This is a genomic window from Curtobacterium sp. SORGH_AS_0776 (assembly GCF_031453355.1).
Lineage (GTDB): Bacteria > Actinomycetota > Actinomycetes > Actinomycetales > Microbacteriaceae > Curtobacterium.
Genome location: NZ_JAVIYU010000001.1, coordinates 1299497 through 1320202 on the forward strand (window position 1 = coordinate 1299497; position 20706 = coordinate 1320202).

The following is a 20706-nucleotide window of genomic DNA, read 5'->3' on the forward strand; positions in this document are numbered from 1 at the left end:
GCGCCTCCGTCCGCAGACAGGAGCACACCGTGCCGGACCGTGACCTCGCCGCCTTCGGCGCCCGCACCACCGCCGCCGAGGTCGTGGCGGGGCTCGACCTCCGAGGACGGACCGCCGTCGTGACCGGTGCCGCCTCGGGCATCGGCGTCGAGACGGCCCGAGCGCTCGCCGGGGCCGGCGCGACCGTGACCCTGGCGGTCCGCGACGTCGGGGCCGGACAGCGGGTCGCGGCGGACATCGCCCGCACCACCGGGCGCACGGCACCCGACGTCGCCGAGCTCCACCTCGACCGCCCGGCGTCCGTGGAAGCGTTCGCGGCGTCGTGGTCCGGGCCCCTCGACGTCCTGGTCGCCAACGCCGGGGTGATGGACAGCCCGGAGTCGTACACGTCGGCCGGGTGGGAGACGCAGTTCGCCACGAACCACCTCGGGCACTTCGCGCTGGCCCTCGGGCTGCACGAGGCGCTCGCCGCGGCGTCCGGGGCGCGGATCGTCTCGCTGTCGTCGAGCGGGCACGGCAGCTCGCCGGTCGTGTTCGACGACCTGTTCTTCCGGCGTCGCCCGTACGAGCCCGGGCTCGCCTACGCCCAGTCCAAGACCGCCAACGTGCTCTTCGCCGTCGAGGTCGGTCGACGATGGGCCGCCGACGGGATCACGGCGAACGCGTGCATGCCCGGAGGGATCTGGACGGGGCTGCAGAAGCACTGGGACCCGGAGGTGCTCGCGGCGACGAAGGTCTCCGCGGCGGACGTCGTCAAGTCCCCGGAGCAGGGCGCGGCGACGTCGGTGCTCCTCGCCACCGCTCCGGAGCTCGACGGCGTGAGCGGCCGGTACTTCGAGGACTGCCACGAGGCCGCCGTCGTCGACCGCATCACCGACGGGCTGCACGGCGTGCTCCCGTGGGCGCTCGACCCGGCCGCCGCCGAGCGGCTCTGGGACGTCTCGGTCGCGTTGCTCGACGCCGAGGCACGAGCTCGACGCTGACCGAGGCTCAGGCCCCGATGGTCTCCGGCAGGCCCACGGAGGCGCGCATCGCCCTCCGCACGTCGGCCTCGGCCGGCAGGAGCTCGTCCTGGTCACCGCTCAGGAAGAACCGGATCTGCCCGAGGGCCTGCTCGGCGAGCATGTCGAGCCCGTTCAGCACGCGCCCGCCGGCGCCCGCCCACCGCGTGGCGACGGCGGTCGGCCAGGGCTCGTAGGCCACGTCGAAGAGCACCGCGTCCGGCCCCGACGGCACGAGGTCGAGCGTGTCCGCCGCACCCCCGGGCAGCGTCGAGACGACGAACCCGTGACGGCTCCCCGGCAGCTCGGTCAGCGGGAGCACCTCGAGCGAGACCCCGAGCCGCACAGCCAGGTCGACGAGGTGTCCGGCCTTCGCGGTGTCGCGGAGGAACACCCGCACGAGCGACGCCCCGAGCCGCACGGCCGCGGTGAGGGCGCTCGCCGCGGTCGCACCGCCGCCGAGGACGGTCGCCTCGCCGGGGAGGTGTCCGAGCGCCTCGACCGGGCGCACGATCCCCTCGACGTCGGTGTTCGCGCCGGACCGCAGGACGGTGTCGCCGACCGTGCGGAACGCGATGGTGTTCGCGACGCCGAGCTCGTCGACGAGCGGGGTCGTCCGGTCGAGCATCGGCAGGACCTCGCGCTTGAGCGGCATGGTCAGGCTCAGGCCGCGCCAATCGGGACCCAGCCCCGCGACGAACGCGTCCAGTCCGCCGGACGCGACCTCGTGCCTCCCGTACGTGAACGGCACCCCGAGCACGTCGTAGGCCGCTGCGTGCAGCGTGGGGGAGAGGGAGTGGGCGATGGGGGAGCCGAGCACCGCGAGGCGGGTCCGGGAGGGGTCGGAGTACATGTCCCCGCCAGCCTATCCAGGCGTGTTCCGCGCCGAGCGCTTAGGTTAGGCTTACCTTCGTGATCCGAACTCCCTCCCGCTTCCGCCGAGCGCTCGCCGCTGCCGGCGCCGTCGTCGCAGCGTCCCTCGTCCTCGCCGGGTGCGCCTCCGGCTCCGGTTCGTCGTCCGACGACGCCGCGACCACGTCCGCCGACGGCCAGTTCCCGGTGTCCATCACCACCGCCCTCGGCACCACGAAGATCGACTCGCAGCCGAAGCGCGTCGTCGCCCTCGGCTGGGGCGACGCCGAGACCGCGCTCGAACTCGGCGTGCAGCCGGTCGGCGCGAGCGACTGGCTCGCGTTCGGTGGCGACGGCGTCGGGCCGTGGCTCAAGGGCGCGTACACGAAGTCGCCGAAGATCATCCAGACGCTCGAGCCGAGCTACGAGGACATCCTCAAGCTCAAGCCCGACGTGATCCTCGACGTGAAGTCGTCGGGTGACAAGGACCGCTACGCGAAGCTCTCCGCGATCGCGCCCACCGTGGCGATCCCGAAGGGCGGCGAGAACTACCTCGCGTCGACCGAGCAGCAGACCACGATGATCGCGAAGGCGCTCGGCAAGGAGGCCGCGGGCAAGAAGCTCCTCGCCGGCCTCGACGACGCCTACGCCGCCGCCCGCAAGGCGCACCCGGACTTCGAGGGCAAGTCGGCGGTCGTCGGTGCCTACACCTCCGAGGGCTTCGGGGCCTACGCCTCGACGGACAGCCGCTCGACGTTCATGCGGAACCTCGGCTTCACGATCCCGAAGGCGATCGACGAGCAGGCCGGCAAGGCGTTCTCGGTGCACCTGTCGGACGAGAACCTCGACCTGCTGGACGCCGACCTCACGCTGATCCTGCCGATCTACGTCGAGGCGTCCGAGGCCGAGTCCGACCCGCTCTTCCAGAAGGTGCCGTCGGTCGAGGCCGGGCACGCCATCGTGTTCGACGACCCGGACGTGTCGTCGGCGTTCTCGATGGGGACCACCGCCGCGATCGAGTGGGCGCTCGAGAAGCTGCCGGACGAGTTCCAGGCGAAGCTCGGCTGACGCTGACGCCGACGCGGAACGACGGGAGGCGCGGTGCCAGCTGGCACCGCGCCTCCCGTCGTCCTGTGGTCGCGTCGCGAGCCGGCGTCCGGCCCGTCGGGGCGCTGCGGTCAGGCGCCGAACGTCGAACCGAGGAACGCGAAGAGCAGAGCGATCAGCGGGAACGACCCCTGCACGAACGCGGAGTTGAGGTACCGGCGACCCGTCCCGAGCAGGACCACGGCGGCACCGAGCATCGACGCCGTCGAGAACACCACGAGCGTCCACCCGGTGGCCCCGTTGCCCGTGACGGCGAGCACCACACCGAGGATCGCGCCGATCGCGAGGAACAGGTTGTAGAAGCCCTGGTTGAACGCCATCGAGCGGGTGGCCTGGACCTCGGTCTCGGACGACAGGCCGAAGATCTTCCGCACGCGGGGACTCGTCCACGCGACGGACTCGAGGAAGAAGATGTACACGTGCACGAGGCCCGCGAGGACCGCGAACACGCACGAGATCACGAGCAGGACCGACATGGTCCCCATTCTCGCAGTTCCGAAGGCGTGCTCAGGTCCCGCTCAGGTTCCGGTCGCCGGCCGCCGACGTAACCGACACCTGCCGAGCGGTCGCGGCCGTTAGGCTCGGGGCATGAGCGACGACGACACCACGCCCCAGTACGACCCGGCGGCCGTCGCCGAACTGGCCAGCATCCGCCAGAGCATCGACAACATCGACGCCGCGGTCATCCACATGCTCGCTGAGCGCTTCAAGTACACCCAGCGGGTCGGTTACCTCAAGGCAGCAGCGGGGATGCCGGCGGCCGACCCGGGGCGCGAGCAGATCCAGGTCGCACGACTCCGCTCCCTCGCCGCCGAGTCGCACCTCGACCCCGCCTTCGCGGAGAAGTTCCTGAACTTCATCGTCGCCGAGGTCATCCACCACCACGAGCAGATCGCCGGCGGCGACGAGTGAGCGACGCGCTCCCGACGCTGCTCGTCGGCTCGTACACGGCCACCGGCGGCGGGAACGCGACGGGCATCTCGATCGTCCCCGGCGGACCGGTCGGGGGTGCGGACGGCGGCGCGCCGACGGCTCGCACCGTCGCGGTCATCGACGACCCGTCGTTCCTGGCCGTCTCCGGTGACCGGGTCTACGCCGTGTCCGAGACGGCCGACGGCGGTGTCTCGGCCTTCCGCCTGGGCGGCTCGTCGCTCGAGCACCTCTGGGACGCTCCGGCCGGCGGCGACGCCCCGTGCCACGTGCGCGTCGACCCGTCCGGTGCGCTCGTCGTCACCAACTACGTCTCCGGCACCGTCACGGCGGTCTCGCTCGCCGCAGCGGAGTCGCACGCCGCGTCGGTGCTCGGCAGCGACGGGCTGATCGGCGCGCACGGCAGCGACGACCAGGTGACGGTGCCCGCGTCGGCGCTCGTCACCGAGGTCCTCCCCGACGCCACCGGCCCCGTCGAGGACCGGCAAGAGGGCCCGCACGCCCACCAGTCGACGGCGACGCCGGACGGCACCGTGCTCGTGGCGGACCTCGGCGGCGACGCCCTGCACGAGTTCCGGATCACGGACGCCCCGAGCATCGAGCAGGTCCGCGTCCACCACGTCACCCCGGGTGTCGGACCGCGGCACCTCGCCTGGTACGAGGGCGACCTCATCGTGGCCGGTGAGCTCGACGGCCGGGTCCACCGCCTCCGCCGCGACGGCTCGGGGTCGTTCGTGTCGGTGGCCTCCGCGGCGACCTTCACCGGTGAGGTCGGCGAGTCGCTCCTCAGCCACATCGAGGTCGACGACGCCGGGCGCGCGTACGTCGCGGTGCGCGGGCGCGACCTCGTGGTGGTGCTCGACGCATCCGACGGCGGGCTGTCGCTCGTGGGCTCGGCGTCCTCCGGTGGGGTGTGGCCCCGGCACTTCGCACGGGTGCCCGGCTTCCTCCTCGTGGCGAACCAGATGTCCGACGCCATCGCGGTCCTGCCCCTCGGCGAGGACGGTGTCCCGGGCGAGGCCGTCGCGCAGATCGCGGTCGGCACGCCGGCGTGCGTCGTCCCGGTCGTCGTGCCGGTCTGAGACTGACCCCATGGACGCGTCCTACACCCTCGTCCCCGGCCCGCCTCCCCTCGACGACTACCTCCGGCTACGCCGTGACTCCGGCCTGACGCCGAAGAACGCCGACCAGGGCGCCGGAGCGATCGCCGGCAGCTGGTCCGCCTGCCACGTCCTCGATCCCGACGGGCGGCCCGTCGCGATGGGCCGGACGATCGGCGACGGCGGCTGGTACTTCCACATCGCCGACATCGCGACCGACCCGGCCCACCAACGCCGGGGGATCGGTCGTGCGGTGGTCGCCTGGCTCGTCGCGGACGTCCGCTCCCGGGCGCCCCGTGGCGCGTACGTCACCCTCGTCGGCGACCCGCCCGGGCAGCGGCTCTACCGATCGCTCGGCTTCGACGACGTGGCACCGAGCCTCGGGATGGCGCTGCCGACCGACTGACCGGCCGGCCGGGCGGTCAGGACTCGATGACGTTCTCGAACGGTCGGCCCTCGGCCAACGCGGCCACCTGACGACGCATCAGCTCGATCGACCGCGGCACGCTGAGGTCCGTGTTGCCGCCGACGTGCGGCGTCAGGACCGTGTTCGGCGTCGTCCAGAGCGGGTGCCCGTCCGGCAGCGGTTCGGGATCGGTGACGTCGAGCGCTGCCGAGAGCCGTCCGGACCGCAGCTCGGCGACGAGGGCATCGGTGTCGACGACCTTGCCGCGGGCGACGTTCACCACGAGGGCGCCGTCGGGCAGCGCGGCGAGCAGGTCGGCGTCCACCAGCCGTTCGGTCTCGTCCGTCAGCGGGGCGATGAGCACCAGGACGTCGGTGGTCGCAGCGAGCTCCGGGAGCTCGCCGAACGCGTGGACCTGCCGGCCGTCCTGCTCACGCGCGGTCCGCGCCACCACGGTTACCTCGGTGCGGAACGCCTCGAAGCGGGTCGCGATGGCCGACCCGATCGCGCCGTAGCCGACCACGGTCACGCGACGGTCGGCGAGGGACCGGGTGGTCCGGGCGTCCCAGACGCCGTTCGCACGGTCGGCCTGGAACGCCCCGAGCTCGCGCAGTGACGTCAGCGCGAGCCCCACCGCGAGTTCGGCGGTCTCGTCGTCGTGGATGCCGCGGCCGTTCGCGAGCTGCGCGTGGCCGGGGACGTGCGGGACGGCGTGCTCGTACCCGGCGCTCGGCAGCTGCAGGAGCCGCAGGTTCGGCAGGTCGTGCACGTACTGCCACCGGTGCCGCCCACCGAAGTAGAACGGCAGGAACGCGATGGCCACGTCGTCGGGGCGTCCGTACGGTGCCTCGACGTCCCACACGTCGAGCTCGATGCCCTCCGGCACGGGGCCGAAGCGATCGACGAGTCCACGGAACGGCAGGGTGACGACGGGCATCAGTCGGTGCCCGTCGTCGTGGCGCTCCGGCCCGGCCCGTTCAGGAGTCGGTCCGCGGCGAGAACGAGCCGTGGTCGTCGAGCGGACCCCGACCGACGTAGCCCTCGGTCACGTCCTCGACGATGACGTCCCCGAAGCGGCTCGGGAGCGTGGCGCCGTGGGTGCCGCGCAGCTCGTCGATCGTCGCCTCGAACGCACCCTGGACTTCGAGCGACCCGCTCGTGGCGTCCGTGACACCGATGCGGAGCACCGGGAAGCCGCGGCCGTCGCAGAGGCCCTGGAAGCGCACGTCGTCCTCGCGCCGGACGGTCACGATGACGCGGCCGGTCGACTCGGAGAACAGTGCGGTGGCGGTGTCGACGCCGTCGCGGGCCTCGAGCTCGTCGAGCACGACGCGGGCACCGAGCCCGAACCGGAGCACCGACTCGGCGAGGGTCTGGCCGAGGCCGCCGTCCGCCAGGTCGTGGGCGCTCGTGAGCAGCTGCTCGTTCGCCGCGGCGTGCAGGAGGTCCGCGAGGGCCTTCTCACGTTCGAGGTCGACCGCCGGCGGACGGCCACCGAGGTGCCCGTGCACGGTGCCGGCCCAGGCCGACCCGTCGAGCTCGAGCGACGTGGTGCCGAGCAGGTAGATGTTGTGGCCGTCGTCCTGCCAGCCGGAGGGCACGCGCAGCGCCACGTCCTCGATGACGCCGAGGACACCGACGACCGGGGTCGGGTGGATCGGGGTGGTGCCGGTCTGGTTGTAGAACGACACGTTGCCGCCCGTGACCGGGATCCCGAGCTCCATGCAGCCGTCGGCGAGGCCCTCGACCGCTTCGGAGAACTGCCACATGACCTCGGGGTTCTCGGGGGAGCCGAAGTTCAGGCAGTCGGTCACGGCGGCCGGGACGGCACCGGTGACGGCGACGTTCCGGTACGCCTCGGCGAGGGCCAGCCGGGCGCCCTGCTTCGGGTCGAGCTGGCAGTAGCGGCCGTTCGCGTCGGTGGCGATCGTGACGCCGAGCCCGGTCTCCTCGTCGACGCGGATCATGCCGCCGTCGTCGGGGAAGGAGAGCGCCGTGTTGCCGAGCACGTAGGTGTCGTACTGGTTCGTCACCCAGTTCTTCGACGCCAGGTTCGGGGAGCCGAGCAGCTGCAGGAACTGCGCCTTGAGGGCGGGGCCGTCGGCCGGGCGGTCGAGCGATGCAGCCGAGTCGGCCTGCAGCGCGTCGATCCAGGTCGGGTAGGCCACAGGGCGGTCGTAGACCGGGCCGTCGACGGCGACCGTGCGCGGGTCGACGTTCACGATCTCCTGGCCCTGCCAGTCAATGACGAGCCGGCCGGTGCCGGTGACCTCGCCGAGGACGCTGGTCTCGACCTCCCACTTGCCGACGACGCTGAGGAACTCGTCGAGCTTCTCGGGGCGGACGACCGCCATCATGCGCTCCTGGCTCTCCGACATGAGGATCTCCTCGGCGGTGAGCGTGGGGTCGCGCAGCAGGACGTCGTCGAGCGAGATGTGCATGCCGCCGTCGCCGTTCGACGCGAGCTCGCTCGTGGCGCACGAGATGCCGGCGGCACCGAGGTCCTGGATGCCCTCGACGAGTTCCTTCTGGAACAGCTCGAGGCAGCACTCGATGAGCACCTTCTCGGCGAAGGGGTCGCCGACCTGGACGGCGGGACGCTTGGTCGGGCCGCCCTCGGTGAAGGTGTCGGACGCCAGGATCGACGCGCCGCCGATGCCGTCGCCACCGGTGCGGGCACCGAAGAGCACGACCTTGTTGCCGGCACCCGAGGCGTTCGCGAGGTGCAGGTCCTCGTGGCGGAGGACCCCGACCGCGAGGGCGTTCACCAGCGGGTTGCCCTGGTACACCGGGTCGAAGTAGGTCTCGCCGCCGATGTTCGGCAGACCGAGGCAGTTGCCGTAGAACGAGATGCCGCCGACCACACCGTGGACGACGCGCTGCGTGTCCTCGTGGTCGATCGCGCCGAAGCGGAGCTGGTCCATCACGGCGACCGGGCGGGCACCCATCGAGATGATGTCGCGGACGATGCCGCCGACACCGGTCGCGGCGCCCTGGTACGGCTCGACGTAGGACGGGTGGTTGTGCGACTCGACCTTGAAGGTCACCGCCCAGCCGTTGCCGACGTCGATGACACCGGCGTTCTCGCCCATGCCGACCATGAGGTTCTTCGTCATCTCCGGCGTGACCTTCTTGCCGAACTGCCGGAGGTAGTTCTTCGAGGACTTGTACGAGCAGTGCTCGGACCACATCACGGAGTACATCGCCAGCTCGCCCGAGGTGGGGCGGCGGCCGAGGATCTCGCGGATCTTCGCGTACTCGTCGGCCTTCAGCCCGAGCGCCTCGTACGGCTGCTCCTTGTCGGGCGTGGCTGCGGCGTCCTGGACGGTGTCGGGCTTCGGGCGGACGTGTGTCGTCACGGTGGTGTCGTTCCCTGTCACTGGAGTCGTGTTCGTCGGCGTGGTCGTCACTTGACGAGCGTCGACTCGATCACGGAGGTGAAGAAGGTGAGGCCGTCCGTGCCGGAGGCCATCGCCGCGGGTGTGTCCGGGCCGAACCCGGGCTCCGTCGCGTGCTCGGGGTGCGGCATCAGGCCGACGACGTTGCCGCGCCCGTTGGAGACGCCCGCGATGTCGTCGATCGACCCGTTCGGGTTCACGCCGACGTAGCGGAACACGACCTGGCCGTTGTCCTCGATGCGCTTGATCTCGTCGGCGTCCGCGACGAAGCGGCCGTCGGCGTTCTTCAGCGGGATGGTGATCTCCTGCTGGGCCGTGAAGCCGCTCGTCCACGCCGTGGCGGTGGTCTCGACGCGGAGCTTCTGGTCGCGCCGGATGAACTGCTGGTGTGCGTTGCGGGTGTGCGCGCCCGGGACCAGTCGTGCTTCGGCGAGCATCTGGAAGCCGTTGCAGATGCCGAGCACGGGCATCCCCTTGCCGGCGGCGTCGATGACCTCGGCCATGATCGGGGCCTTCGCCGCGATCGCACCGGCACGCAGGTAGTCGCCGTAGGAGAACCCGCCGGGGAGGACGATCGCGTCGACGCCCTGCAGGTCGTGGTCGCCGTGCCAGAGCGCGACGGGGTCGGCGCCGGCGAGACGGACCGCGCGCTGGGCGTCGCGGTCGTCGAGCGAGCCCGGGGAACGTGATGACGCCGATGCGCACCGGTGTCACTCGCCTTCGACCGTCACGGACACGACGTCCTCGATGACGGCGTTGGAGAAGACGTCGGCGGCGATCTCGCGGACCTCGGCCAGCTTCTGCTCGTCGACCGGGCCGTCGACGGCCACCTCGAAGCGCTTGCCGATGCGGACGTTGGTCAGGTCTGCCTTGCCGAGACGGGCGAGGGCGTTGCCCACCGCCTTGCCCTGGGGGTCGAGGATCTCGGCCTTCGGCATGACCTCGACGACGATCGTTGGCACGTGTTCACTCCAGCACTTCGGGGATGGGTGGGACGCGAACAGTCTACGGGGCGCGCGCGGCGCGTCGGACGCGCTTGCGCCCGGTTGTTCGAAGGCGTACATTCCACTTGGAATAATCGGAACGGACCAGTCCAGGAGGCACGGATGGCGTCGCTCACGCCCCTCGCGTTCGCCGCGCTCGGGCTCCTCGCGGAGTCACCCATGCACCCCTACGAGATGTTCCAGACGATGCTGCAGCGTCGCGAGGACCAGAACGTCAAGGTCCGACCCGGCACGCTCTACCACCAGATCGGTCGCCTGGTGGACCTCGGCTACGCCGAGGCGCTCGGCACCGCGCGGGAGGGCAACCGACCGGAACGCACCACCTACGCGATCACCGACCACGGGCGCACCGCGCTCGAGGACGGCCTCCGCCGCATGATCGCCGAGCCCGCCGACGAGTACCCGGAGTTCCAACTCGCGGTCTCGCACGTCGACAACCTGAGCGCCGAGGACGCGGCGACCGCCCTGCGCGCCCGCGCCCGCGCACTCCGGACGGAACGCGAGCAGTACGACGAAGCCGCCACGGGCCTCCAGGCCAAGCGTCTCGCGGACCGCTTCTGGCTGGACGTGTCGTACGTCCGTGCCATGCTCACCGCGCAGATCGAGTGGCTCGACGCCGCGGCCGACCGGATCGCGAGCGGCGACATCCCCTGGGACGGCCCGGCCGTCCCCACCGACACAGGCACCACCACGAACAGCAAGGAACCCACTCGATGACCTCCGTCTCGACCACCACCGAGAAGAAGCCGTGGCCGGCCCTCTGGGCCCTCGTCGTCGGCTTCTTCATGATCCTCGTCGACTCGACGATCGTGTCCGTCGCGACGCCGACCATCGCCGCGAAGCTCGACGCCAGCATCAACTCCGTCATCTGGGTGACGAGCGCCTACCTGCTCGCCTACGCCGTGCCGCTCCTCATCACCGGCCGGCTCGGTGACCGCTTCGGCCCGAAGGTCATGTACCAGATCGGGCTCGTGGTGTTCACGCTCTCGAGCCTCTGGTGCGGGCTCGCCGGCTCGATCGAGGTGCTCATCGTGGCCCGTGTGGTCCAGGGGCTCGGCGCGGCGATGATGACGCCGCAGACGATGGCCGTGATCACGCGCATCTTCCCGCCGCAGAACCGCGGCGCGGCGATGGGCCTCTGGGGTGCCGTCGCCGGTGTCGCCTCGCTCGTCGGGCCGATCGTGGGCGGCCTGCTCGTCGACGGCTTCGGCTGGGAGTGGATCTTCTTCGTCAACGTCCCGGTCGGTGTGGTCGCGTTCGTGCTCGCGCAGCGCTTCGTCCCGTCGTTCGACCGGCACGGGCACCGCTTCGACACCCTCGGCATCGTCCTGAGCGCCGTCGGCATGTTCCTGCTCGTCTTCGGCATCCAGGAAGGCGAGACCTACGACTGGGGGACCATCACCGGCCCGATCTCGGTCTGGTCGCTCATCATCGCCGGCATCGTCGTGCTCATCGCCTTCGTGGTGTGGCAGGGCGTGCAGAAGGGTGAGCCGCTCCTGCCGCTCGGCCTCTTCAAGGACCGCAACTTCACGCTCGCGAACATCGCCATCACCGCGGTCGGCGTCGCCATCTCGTCGTTCGCCCTGCCGATCATGCTCTGGGCGCAGGACGTGCTGACGTTCAGCCCGACCCAGGCGGCGCTGCTCCTCGTCCCCCAGGCCGTGCTCTCGGCCGGCCTCGCCCCGCTCGTCGGCAAGAACCTCAACCGGTGGAGCCTCCGCTGGGTCGCGGCGTTCGGCCTCGCCTGCTTCTCCGGCGCGCTGTTCTGGTTCGGGGCGCTCCTGGCCTCGGGTGCCGACTGGGGCTGGGTGCTCCTGCCGTCGACGCTCCTCGGCCTCGCGAACGCCTGCATGTGGGGGCCGCTCTCGGTCTCCGCGACGCGCAACCTGCCGCCGAAGCTCGCCGGCGCCGGCTCGGGCGTCTACAACACCACGCGGCAGATCGGTGCCGTCCTCGGCTCGGCCGGCATCGCGGCGCTGATCGAGGCGCGGATCACGGCCAACTTCCCGGCGTCCACCGGCGGCACGAGCGCCGGCGGTGCGGAGCAGCAGGTCGGGAAGCTCCCGGAGTTCCTGCAGCAGCCGTTCGCCACCGCGATGGGACAGTCGCTCGTGCTGCCGGCCGTGGTGCTCGGCATCGGGATCGTCGCCGCGCTGTTCCTGGCGAAGCCGAAGCAGACCGTGGCGTGGCAGCAGACCGGCGGCACGTCCGACGGGTCGCCCGCGTCTGCGTCCGACGGCAGCGTGGTGGGGTCCGAGCAGCGTCACGGTGTCCATGCCGCGGCGCCCGCGCCGGAGACCGCCGAGGCCGAGCTCGCCGCGACCGACCACCACGGGCGGCACGCCGACGCCTAGTCCGAGCCAGTCCGGAGCCTCGGAGCCCCGTGTCGCACTCGTGCGGCGCGGGGCTCCGTCGCGTGCGGGGCGCGGGCCGGTGCGCCGCGGAACGACATCGTCGTCGTCGTACGACATCGGCGGTGTTGTCGGTGCGCGCGTGCAACGGTTGCGGCCGCGCGGCAGCGACATTGTCGTCGTCGTACGACATCGGCGATGTCGTTCCGAGTCGGCAGCCCGACACCGCACCGCGTCACCCGCGGCGCTGCAGGTGCGCCCGGGTGAGCTCCGCCATCTCCTCGTCGGTGAGGGCGTCGACGGTGCGGGCCTCGCGGCGGTCGGACCGCTGCCACCGGATGAACAGCGAGATGAGCACCGGCACGTCCGCGACCTCGGCGATGAACCACAGCAGGTCCCCGGCGAGGTGCTGGTCGCGCAGGGGCGACGGGAACCACGGCTGCCCGACCGCCGCCGTGACCGACCCGTCGAGCACGTGGTTCGTGATCCGGAGCACGATGCCCGGGATCGCGTCCGCCATGAGCTCGACGAACGCGAGCAGGAACTCCATCGTGACGAACGTCGACGAGCGGAGGATCCCCGGCTCGGACAGCGGGGTCAGCAGGGCGAACCCGAGCATCGGCACGAACACCGTGATCGCCGTCGCCCAGACCGGGGACTCGCGGATCGTCGCCGAGAACGGGGTGAGCAGCACGCAGAACAGCGCGAGGGCGATCAGCGGCGAGACGACCGCGTTGCCGAGGACCCGTGCCGGACGCGATGCGAGCGCTGCGGAGGCTGCGTGCGCGAGGCGAGCCGGGCCTCCCGAGCGGAGCAACGAGACGGGCGCGGCGAACGCGGCGAAGGTGGGGACCGCGAAGAAGAGCAGGGCCAACCGCAGCACGAACGCCCACCGGAGGTCCTGGTCGTGGATGCCGACGATCCCGAACTGCAGGATGCCGAACAGGACGAGCGCCCCGACGAAGGCGAGCGTCCGCCACCACGGCCACCGGGTGCCCCGCCTGGCGGCACCGACGACCCACCAGCCGTAGGTGATCGCGGCCACGGCGATGAGGACGGCCGCGAGCGGGTCGAGGTGCCACGTGCTCCAGAACTCGGGTGTCGACGGCGTGGGGTGCCTCCTCGAGGATCGTGCGGCCGACCACAATCCTCCGCCCGGCACGCGCCCCGGAGCAGCCCCTGCCGGTGAGAACCGGTTCAGATCCGGGCGGTGCTCCGGGTCGGCACGGTCCTCGTCAGGAGCCGGACCCCGAGCGGCACGGCCAGTGCACCGAGCAGGGCGACCCCGAACGACAGGTGCAGCTGCATCACCGCGAAGGCGGGCCCGATCGTGCAGAGCGCCGCGACGGCGAGTACGGGCCAGGCCGGGCGATCGGTGCCGGGGACCAGCCGGGGGAGCGGCCGGTCGAACCGGCGCAGCGCCCGGGCGGTGCCGAGGGCGACCGCGAGGAGGACGACGAGGGCCACCCCACGGGTCGCCCACCACGTCGGCGACCCCGGCGCCGGGAACGGAACGCCGACGAGCAGGGCGACCCCGTTCAGCGCGATGAACAGCGGCAGGTGCCAGAGGTAGATCGTCATCCCGTCCCGGCCGAGCAGGAAGACGGCGCCCTGGGCCGCGCGGGTGCGCATCAGCCGGGTGAGCGGGGCGTGTACGACCTGCACGAGGCAGGCCTGGGCGATGGCCAGCACGGCGAGCGGGAGCATCGGCGGGTTGAGGTCCTGCAGCATGTCCGGAGCCCAGAGCCCGATCGACGTCAGGGGCACGAGCACGCCGTACCCGGCCGCGGCGACGGCGACGAGCAGCACCCGCGATCGTCGGGCGAACCAGCCGTCGGCCCAGAGGAAGCCGAGCTGCTGCGCGAAGAGCCACACCGGGCCGAGGTTGAGGAGACCGACCGCTGCCGTCCCGCTGGCGAACCGCACGCCGTCGACGGCCGCGGCGAGCACGAGCAGTGCGCCGAGCGTGCGCCACGGAGCGCGTTCGTGGAGTCGCATCATGACCGGCACGCAGCACTGGGTGATCCCGTACGCGGCGAGGAACCAGAGCGGGGAGCCGATGCCGAACGCGACCTCGGCGAGGAGCCCCGGCGGCGTGCCGAGCAGCGTGGCGACGCCCAGGCCGAGCGCGAGCACCGCGAAGAGCGGGATCGCCGGCCGGAAGAGCCGCACGAGCCGCGTCGCCACGAAGTCCCGTGCGCCGCCGCCGCGCGCGACCGTGGAACGCCACCCCACGGCGCTGGCGAAGCCGCCGACCACGAAGAAGAGCGGCATCACCTGGCCGATCCAGGTCGCGGCGACGTACCAGGGGAGTTCCTGGAGCGGACTCGTCACCGCGATGCCGTCCGCCCCCGCGGCGACACCGACCATCGTGACGTGCACGAAGACGACGAGGACGACGCAGGCCGTCCGGATGAGGTCGACGACCAGGTCCCGCTGCGCGATGATCCCCCGGACGTCCTGAGCGCTGTGCGCCTGCTGCGGCAGGCCCTGCTGCATGGACATGTCGGGACGGTAGCGCGGGTTCCCGCCCTCCCAGCGTCGTTCCAGCCGATCGCGACCGGATCGTGACACATCGTATTCCGCCAGGGGCATGCGTCCGACATGCGTCCGGCACGTCGCGCCGGTGCGGACGAAGGCCGGAAGGCGCGGGTCGAGCCGATCGCCCGGCCCGCCCGCGCCCCGGGTCGGCTCAGGCCCGCGGTGCGTCGGGCTCGACCGTCGCGTCGTCCGCGCGTGACGTCCGCACGATCCGACCGATCCGACCGATCGCACCCGCGACGACGGCGCCGAGCACGGGGAAGACCAGGAACACCCACCACTGCGCGAGCCAGTCCGGCCCCGCGAAGACCGCGGTGGCGAACGATCGCGCCGGGTTCAGCGACGCGTTCGAGACCGGGATGAGCGTGAGCAGCAGGACCGTGAGGGTCGCGCCGATGACCACGGGCGCCGGGACCGCGCTCCCGCGGGCTCCGGTCACGCGGAGGATCACCGTCACGAGGACGGCCGTCGCGATCGTCTCGGCGAGGGCGACGCCGAGCAGGGTGGAACCGCCGGGACTCTGCGCGTCGAAGCCGTTCGAGGCGAAGCCGCCGTCGAGCATGCTCTGCAGGGCGGTGGCCGGTCCGAGTTCGGCGAACAGGACGAGGACGGCAGCCCCGGCCGTGCCGCCGACGAACTGGGCGACGAGGTACGGGACGACGTCCGCCCACCGGTGCCGGCCGGCGACCGCGAGGCCGATCGTCACCGCGGGGTTGAAGTGGCCGCCACTGACGGGACCGAACGCACTCGCGCCGATCATCACCACGAGGCCGAGGGTGAGCGCGACCCCGAGCAGCCCGATCCCGAGCGTGTTGTGCTCGTCGGGGAACACGGCGGTGGAGGTCGCGGCGCCGACGAGGGCGAACACGAGCAGGAAGGTCCCCGCGGCCTCGGCGACGAGGCGGGCGGGGAGTGCAGCGGGGACGGGGGTGACTGTGGTGCATCTGTCATGACCCACCGTTCGCGCTCGACCATCGGATCGCCTGGTGTACAGTGGCGGTGTTGTCTTGATCTCTGCAAAAGAAAGGCTCAGCATGGACGTCGACGCCGACCTGCTCCGCGCCTCCGGTCTCCGGGTCACGACACCACGCCTGGCGGTCCTCCGCGCGACGGAGACCATGCCGCACGCGACCGCAGACGACATCGTCACCGCGCTCGCCGCCGAGCTGCCGACCACGAGTCACCAGGCGGTCTACGGCGTCCTCGCGGCACTGACCGGCGTCGGACTGGTCCGGCGCATCGAGCCCGCGGGCAGCCCCGCCCGGTACGAGCGGCGGACCGGCGACAACCACCACCACGTCGTCTGCACGATGTGCGGCGCGATCGAGGACGTCGACTGCGCCGTCGGCCACGCGCCCTGCCTCACCCCGTCCGAGACGCACGGCTTCGCCGTCACCACGGCCGAGGTCACCTACTGGGGCATCTGCGAACAGTGTGCCGCCGCCGAACGCGACGACACCGTGGCCGTCCCGGCCTGACCGCCGACACCCCGACCCGGGGACGACCGCAGTCGTTCCCGCTCCCGGCACCGAACCGGGACCACGAGCAACCCGAGCACCCCTGACCGAACCAACCGTTCCACCCAAGGAGGAACCGTGTCCGACCAGAACACGACGCCCGGCCAGCCAGCCGGCACCCCCACCACGACCACCAACTCCGGCGCGCCGGTGTCGAGCGACCAGCACTCCATGGGTGTCGGCGCCGACGGGCCCCTCGCGCTGCACGACCACTACCTGGTCGAGAAGCTCGCCCAGTTCAACCGTGAGCGCGTCCCGGAGCGGGTCGTCCACGCCAAGGGCGGCGGTGCCTTCGGTACCTTCACCGTCACGCAGGACATCAGCAGGTACACCCGTGCCGCGTTCCTGCAGCCGGGCAAGCAGACCGAGATGCTCGCCCGCTTCTCGTCCGTCGCCGGCGAGCAGGGCTCCCCGGACACCTGGCGCGACCCGCGCGGCTTCGCGCTGAAGTTCTACACCGAGGACGGCAACTACGACCTCGTCGGCAACAACACCCCCGTGTTCTTCATCCGCGACGGCATCAAGTTCCCGGACTTCATCCGCTCGCAGAAGCGCCTGCCGGGTTCGCACCTGCGCGACCACGACATGCAGTGGGACTTCTGGACCCTGTCGCCCGAGTCGGCCCACCAGGTCACGTGGCTGATGGGCGACCGCGGTCTGCCGGCGTCGTGGCGCGAGATGGACGGCTTCGGCTCGCACACCTACCAGTGGATCTCGGCCTCGGGCGAGCGCTTCTGGGTCAAGTACCACTTCCTGACCGAGCAGGGCCACAAGACCCTGACGCAGGAGGACGCCGACCGCATCGCCGGTGAGGACGCGGACTTCCACATCCGTGACCTGCACGCGGCCATCGAGCGTGGCGACTTCCCGCGCTGGACCCTCAAGGTGCAGATCATGCCCTACGCGGACGCCGAGTCGTACCGGTTCAACCCGTTCGACCTGACGAAGGTGTGGCCGCACGCGGACTACCCGCTCATCGAGGTCGGCACGATGGAGCTCAACCGCAACCCGGAGAACTACTTCGCGCAGATCGAGCAGGCGACCTTCGCCCCCTCGAACTTCGTGCCCGGGATCGCGGCGAGCCCCGACAAGATGCTCCTCGCGCGCATCTTCAGCTACGCGGACGCGCACCGCTACCGCGTCGGCACGAACCACGCGCAGCTGCCCGTGAACGCCCCGAAGAACGAGGTGCACTCGTACTCGAAGGACGGCGCGATGCGCTTCGACTTCCAGCAGTCCGAGGTCCCGGTGTACGCGCCGAACTCGCTCGGCGGTGCGCACGCCGACCCGGCCGCGACCGACGAGACCCCCGGCTGGGAGTCCGACGGCGCGTTGCAGCGCTCCGCCGCGACCCTCCACCCCGAGGACGACGACTTCGGTCAGGCCGGCACCCTGGTGCGCGAGGTCCTCGACGACGCCGCGCGTGAGCGCCTGGTCGGCAACATCGCCGGGCACGTCTCGAAGGTGACGCGCGACGACCTCCGCGAGCGGGTGTTCGCCTACTGGACGAACGTCGACGCCGACCTCGGCGCGCGCGTGCGCGCGGCGGTCGCGCCGAGCGCGCCCGGTTCGAACGAGGACCCGGAGAAGGTCGCGGTCGAGGCGTAAGCCCCGGTCTCACCAGACGGGAGGCGCGGTGCGGGTCGAACCCGCACCGCGCCTCCCGTCTGTCGTCCCGCCTAGACCTGCTGGCCGTTCAGCCAGATCGGGCCGGCCGGCCAATCCTCGAGCCGCTCCGCCACGGGGAGCACCATCCAGCCGCCCTGGTCGGTCATCGGCAGCCCGGCGCCCTCGGCCGTGAACGCCGTGTAGTCCGCCACGACGTCGTCGAACACGTGCCAGCCGAGGTTCGCGTAGAACGGCACCCGGTTCTCACCGGCGCCGAGGAATCCGTACGGCACCGCCAGCCCCTCGAGCACGGCGTGCGCACGCTCCATCAGGTCGCGGCCCTTGCCGGTGCCCTGCAGTCGTGGCGACACCGCGACGAGGCCGGTGTCGCCGACGAGCACGTCCCGGCCGCCGACGGTGATGAACATCCGGCGGATCCCGACGTGGGCGAGGACGACGTCGTCGGCGTCACGGGCGAGCACGCGCCGCTCGGGCTGCATGCCCGCCCAGCTGCGGCCGCCCACGTACCAGTGCGACCAGTCGGGGAACGCCTGTCCCAGGAGCGCTGCGATCGCCTCGTGGTCGGGGAGCGACAGCGTGCTCTCCTCGACCACCTCCCACCGGATGTCCTCAGTCACGGGTCCATCCTGCCGGAGACCGTCCGTCCCGGTGCGGTGGGGTCAGCCGCGACCCGGCGCCGTGACCTCGATCCGGTTCGCCCACGGGTCCTCGAAGGCAATCGTCCGACCGTCGTCCGCCGACTGCACGCCGGAGTCGTGCATCCGCTCGACGAGGGCGCCGAGGTCGTCCGCGCCGGGGACCTCGATGCGGACGAGACCCAGTCCGAGCGCGAGCTGGCGGCGTCCGGCACCGCGCGAGTTCCACGTGTTCATCGCCATGTGGTGGTGGTAGCCGCCGGCGCTGACGAACAGCGCCTCACCCCAACCGGCCGTGGTCGCGAAGCCGAGCCGGTCGACGTAGAACTCCTCGGCGGTGGCGACGTCCCCGACCGACAGGTGCACGTGGCCGACACGTCCGGGGCGTGCTGCTGCGCCGTCGAGGGCGTCCTGCGTGAGGTGCTCCTGCAGGAAGGCGTTCGGGTCGACGTAGATGGTGGCCATGTCGACCATGCCGTGCGTCCACGACCACTCGGTGCGGTCGCGGTCCCAGTACAGCTCGACGCCGTTGCCCTCGGGGTCGGTGAAGTAGAAGGCGTTGCTGACGAGGTGGTCGGCGCTGCCCGTGAAGGTCTGCGGGTACCGGGTCGCGACGGAGTAGAGCGCGGCGGCCAGGTCGGCCTTCGTGTCGAACAGGATCGCGGTGTGGAACAGGCCGGCGTCGTGCGGCCCGGCGTGCTGCATCGACGGCGCGTGCTCGAGGATGACGATCGGGGTCGTGCCCCGCCCGAGCACCGCCACACCGCCCTCGTTGGACAGGAGGGACAGCCGCACGCCGTCGCGGTAGTAGCCGATCATGCGGTCGAGGTCGGCGACCCGGAGCGTCACGGCGCCCATCGAGGTGTCGGCGGCGAGGAGGTCCTGCGTGGTCATGGGACCAGTGTGCGCTCATTTGGTTGACGCGTCAACCAAATGAGCGCAGTGCGTGTCATCGCGAGCACGGCGTGTGCCATCGCACTCGGTGTCCTGTCGGCTGCGCGGGCCCCGGGCGGGGCCAAGATGGAGGGATGCCACGCACACGACGACTGCCGGACCGAGCGGACGGGCGCGGTGGTGGCCGTCCGGACCGCCGCGACCTGCCGATCGAGCAGATGCGCGACCGGATGTCGTCGTACGTCTACGGCAACATCACCGTGCTCGCCGCCGCGATCGCCGTGGACCCCGCCGCGATCCACCACGGCTCGGCGGTGTGGGCGGTCCTCGGCACCGCGGTGCTCACGTACCTCGCGCACGTGCTGTCGCACCTGGTCGCGCACGGGCTCGGGGACGACGACGCGTCCGACGACGTCCGTCGCGAGTCCGTGGTCACCATCGTCCGCAACGCGAACCCGATCGCCACGTCCGGCCTCATCCCCGCGGTGCTGTACGCCGTCGCCTGGATCGGCTGGCTGCCCGCGTCGTGGGCGCAGACGGCCGCGCTCGTCATCCTCGTGGTCCGCATCGGCATGGTCGGTGTGTTCATGCAGCGGTTCAGCGGCAAGCGGCCGACGTTCCTCGGGCTCTGGGGCGGCATCGTGCTCGCCGCCGTCGCGTTCGTCATCGGTGTCGTCAAGGTGGTGCTGACGCATTGAGCGACGAAGCCGTCCCCGAGCCCCGCAGGCGTGCCCGCTGGAAGTTCCTCCGTGACCTCGCGATCATCGTGGTCGTCGCGCTGCTGGCGTCCTTCCTGGTGAAGTCGTACCTCGTCCGGTCGTTCTTCATCCCTTCGCTGTCGATGGCGAACACGCTCCTGGTCGGCGACCGGGTGCTCGTCAACGAACTCGTCCCCGGAGTGGTGCCGCTCCGACGCGGCGACGTCGTCGTCTTCGAGGACCCGGGTGGCTGGCTCGGGCCCGGGCAGGGGAACGACCTCATCAAGCGGGTGATCGGCCTGCCCGGCGACACCGTGTCGTGCTGCGACGCGCAGGGACGCCTGTCGGTGAACGGTCACGCGGTCGACGAGTCGTACGTCGTGCTGCGGCCCGGCTCCGACCGGGTCGCGCTGACCGACTTCTCGGTGACCGTGCCGAAGGGCCGGCTCTGGGTGATGGGCGACAACCGGTACGACTCAGCCGATTCCCGGGCGCACGGGACCGTCCCGGTGTCGGACGTCGTCGGCCGGGCCTTCGTCACGACGTGGCCGGTGTCGCGGTGGACGGTGCTGTCGCGGCACGGCGACGTCTGGGACGCGGTCCCGGAACCGTGATCGACGGCGAACGGCCGACCCGTTGCGCG

General features: G+C 71.7%; 21 protein-coding genes and 1 pseudogene. 11 read left to right on the forward strand and 11 right to left on the reverse strand.

The window, feature by feature from the left end:
• The first annotated feature begins 29 nt into the window (after positions 1–29).
• Positions 30–983, forward strand: a complete 954-nt coding sequence (locus QE359_RS06570) for an SDR family NAD(P)-dependent oxidoreductase (RefSeq protein WP_309778371.1) — start codon at positions 30–32, stop codon at positions 981–983.
• A gap of 7 nt (positions 984–990) precedes the next feature.
• Here the strand turns inward: QE359_RS06570 and QE359_RS06575 are convergent, their stop codons facing one another.
• Positions 991–1854, reverse strand: a complete 864-nt coding sequence (locus tag QE359_RS06575) for a shikimate dehydrogenase (protein ID WP_309778373.1) — start codon at positions 1852–1854, stop codon at positions 991–993.
• Between the two features lie 59 nt (positions 1855–1913).
• Here QE359_RS06575 and QE359_RS06580 point away from each other — a divergent pair, with 59 nt between their 5' ends.
• Positions 1914–2921: an iron-siderophore ABC transporter substrate-binding protein gene (locus QE359_RS06580; RefSeq protein WP_309778375.1), complete on the forward strand. Its 1008-nt coding sequence runs from the start codon at positions 1914–1916 to the stop codon at positions 2919–2921.
• 110 nt (positions 2922–3031) lie between these two features.
• Here QE359_RS06580 and QE359_RS06585 read toward each other — a convergent pair whose 3' ends face one another.
• A complete protein-coding gene (locus tag QE359_RS06585; RefSeq protein ID WP_083295407.1) occupies positions 3032–3436 on the reverse strand; it encodes a DUF1304 domain-containing protein in 405 nt (134 codons plus the stop codon).
• A 112-nt stretch (positions 3437–3548) separates the two neighbouring features.
• On the opposite strand from QE359_RS06585, the gene QE359_RS06590 reads away from it, so the two are divergent.
• From QE359_RS06590 to QE359_RS06600, 3 genes are read left to right on the forward strand one after another with little or no spacing between them, the layout of a single operon-like run.
• Positions 3549–3872 (forward strand): chorismate mutase, encoded by a 324-nt coding sequence (locus QE359_RS06590; RefSeq protein ID WP_070417024.1) that lies wholly within the window; start codon positions 3549–3551, stop codon positions 3870–3872.
• Entirely contained in the window at positions 3869–4972 is a 1104-nt protein-coding gene (locus QE359_RS06595; protein WP_309778378.1) for a beta-propeller fold lactonase family protein, read from the forward strand. Before QE359_RS06590 ends, QE359_RS06595 begins: the two co-directional genes overlap by 4 nt.
• Before the next feature lie 10 nt (positions 4973–4982).
• Entirely contained in the window at positions 4983–5396 is a 414-nt protein-coding gene (locus QE359_RS06600) for a GNAT family N-acetyltransferase (protein ID WP_309778380.1), read from the forward strand.
• 16 nt (positions 5397–5412) lie between these two features.
• On the opposite strand, the gene QE359_RS06605 is transcribed toward QE359_RS06600, so the two are convergent.
• The 4 genes and pseudogenes from QE359_RS06605 to purS all read right to left on the reverse strand — a co-directional run bounded on the left by QE359_RS06605 (position 5413) and on the right by purS (position 9756).
• The gene (locus tag QE359_RS06605) at positions 5413–6333 is read right to left on the reverse strand and encodes a 2-hydroxyacid dehydrogenase (RefSeq protein ID WP_071294462.1); all 921 of its coding nucleotides are present in this window, start codon (positions 6331–6333) and stop codon (positions 5413–5415) included.
• A 40-nt stretch (positions 6334–6373) separates the two neighbouring features.
• Positions 6374–8755, reverse strand: coding sequence for a phosphoribosylformylglycinamidine synthase subunit PurL (gene purL / locus QE359_RS06610; protein WP_229085404.1), 2382 nt, complete (start codon positions 8753–8755; stop codon positions 6374–6376).
• A gap of 47 nt (positions 8756–8802) precedes the next feature.
• Positions 8803–9499, reverse strand: a pseudogene (gene purQ / locus QE359_RS06615) (phosphoribosylformylglycinamidine synthase subunit PurQ).
• Between the two features lie 5 nt (positions 9500–9504).
• Entirely contained in the window at positions 9505–9756 is a 252-nt protein-coding gene (gene purS / locus QE359_RS06620) for a phosphoribosylformylglycinamidine synthase subunit PurS (protein ID WP_309778384.1), read from the reverse strand.
• A gap of 144 nt (positions 9757–9900) precedes the next feature.
• Between purS and QE359_RS06625 the strand changes: the two genes are divergently transcribed.
• Both QE359_RS06625 and QE359_RS06630 read left to right on the forward strand, forming a co-directional pair.
• Complete coding sequence (locus tag QE359_RS06625) at positions 9901–10515, forward strand: PadR family transcriptional regulator (RefSeq protein ID WP_071303488.1); 615 nt, start codon at positions 9901–9903, stop codon at positions 10513–10515.
• On the forward strand, positions 10512–12152 hold the full coding sequence (locus tag QE359_RS06630; RefSeq protein ID WP_309778387.1) for a DHA2 family efflux MFS transporter permease subunit: 1641 nt from the start codon (positions 10512–10514) through the stop codon (positions 12150–12152). The genes QE359_RS06625 and QE359_RS06630 overlap by 4 nt, the downstream gene beginning before the upstream one ends.
• Positions 12153–12384: 232 nt before the next feature.
• On the opposite strand, the gene QE359_RS06635 is transcribed toward QE359_RS06630, so the two are convergent.
• The 3 genes from QE359_RS06635 to QE359_RS06645 form a co-directional block, all read right to left on the reverse strand.
• Positions 12385–13194, reverse strand: a complete 810-nt coding sequence (locus QE359_RS06635; protein WP_309778389.1) for a cytochrome c oxidase assembly protein — start codon at positions 13192–13194, stop codon at positions 12385–12387.
• Positions 13195–13346: 152 nt separating this feature from the next.
• A complete protein-coding gene (locus QE359_RS06640) occupies positions 13347–14654 on the reverse strand; it encodes an acyltransferase (RefSeq protein ID WP_309778391.1) in 1308 nt (435 codons plus the stop codon).
• 187 nt (positions 14655–14841) lie between these two features.
• Positions 14842–15648 carry an aquaporin gene (locus QE359_RS06645; RefSeq protein ID WP_309778394.1) on the reverse strand — a complete coding sequence of 269 codons (807 nt, stop codon included), beginning with the start codon at positions 15646–15648 and terminating at the stop codon, positions 14842–14844.
• A 76-nt stretch (positions 15649–15724) separates the two neighbouring features.
• Here QE359_RS06645 and QE359_RS06650 point away from each other — a divergent pair, with 76 nt between their 5' ends.
• Together QE359_RS06650 and QE359_RS06655 are read left to right on the forward strand one after the other, a co-directional pair.
• A complete protein-coding gene (locus QE359_RS06650; protein WP_309778395.1) occupies positions 15725–16168 on the forward strand; it encodes a Fur family transcriptional regulator in 444 nt (147 codons plus the stop codon).
• Between the two features lie 117 nt (positions 16169–16285).
• A complete protein-coding gene (locus tag QE359_RS06655; RefSeq protein ID WP_309778397.1) occupies positions 16286–17815 on the forward strand; it encodes a catalase in 1530 nt (509 codons plus the stop codon).
• 71 nt (positions 17816–17886) lie between these two features.
• On the opposite strand, the gene QE359_RS06660 is transcribed toward QE359_RS06655, so the two are convergent.
• Together QE359_RS06660 and QE359_RS06665 are read right to left on the reverse strand one after the other, a co-directional pair.
• Positions 17887–18453, reverse strand: a complete 567-nt coding sequence (locus QE359_RS06660) for a GNAT family N-acetyltransferase (protein WP_071303490.1) — start codon at positions 18451–18453, stop codon at positions 17887–17889.
• 42 nt (positions 18454–18495) lie between these two features.
• Positions 18496–19365, reverse strand: coding sequence for a VOC family protein (locus QE359_RS06665; RefSeq protein WP_309778400.1), 870 nt, complete (start codon positions 19363–19365; stop codon positions 18496–18498).
• A gap of 134 nt (positions 19366–19499) precedes the next feature.
• Between QE359_RS06665 and QE359_RS06670 the strand changes: the two genes are divergently transcribed.
• Complete coding sequence (locus tag QE359_RS06670) at positions 19500–20063, forward strand: hypothetical protein (protein WP_229085410.1); 564 nt, start codon at positions 19500–19502, stop codon at positions 20061–20063.
• Positions 20060–20677 carry a signal peptidase I gene (gene lepB, locus QE359_RS06675; RefSeq protein ID WP_309778404.1) on the forward strand — a complete coding sequence of 206 codons (618 nt, stop codon included), beginning with the start codon at positions 20060–20062 and terminating at the stop codon, positions 20675–20677. The genes QE359_RS06670 and lepB overlap by 4 nt, the downstream gene beginning before the upstream one ends.
• The last annotated feature ends 29 nt before the right edge of the window (positions 20678–20706 follow it).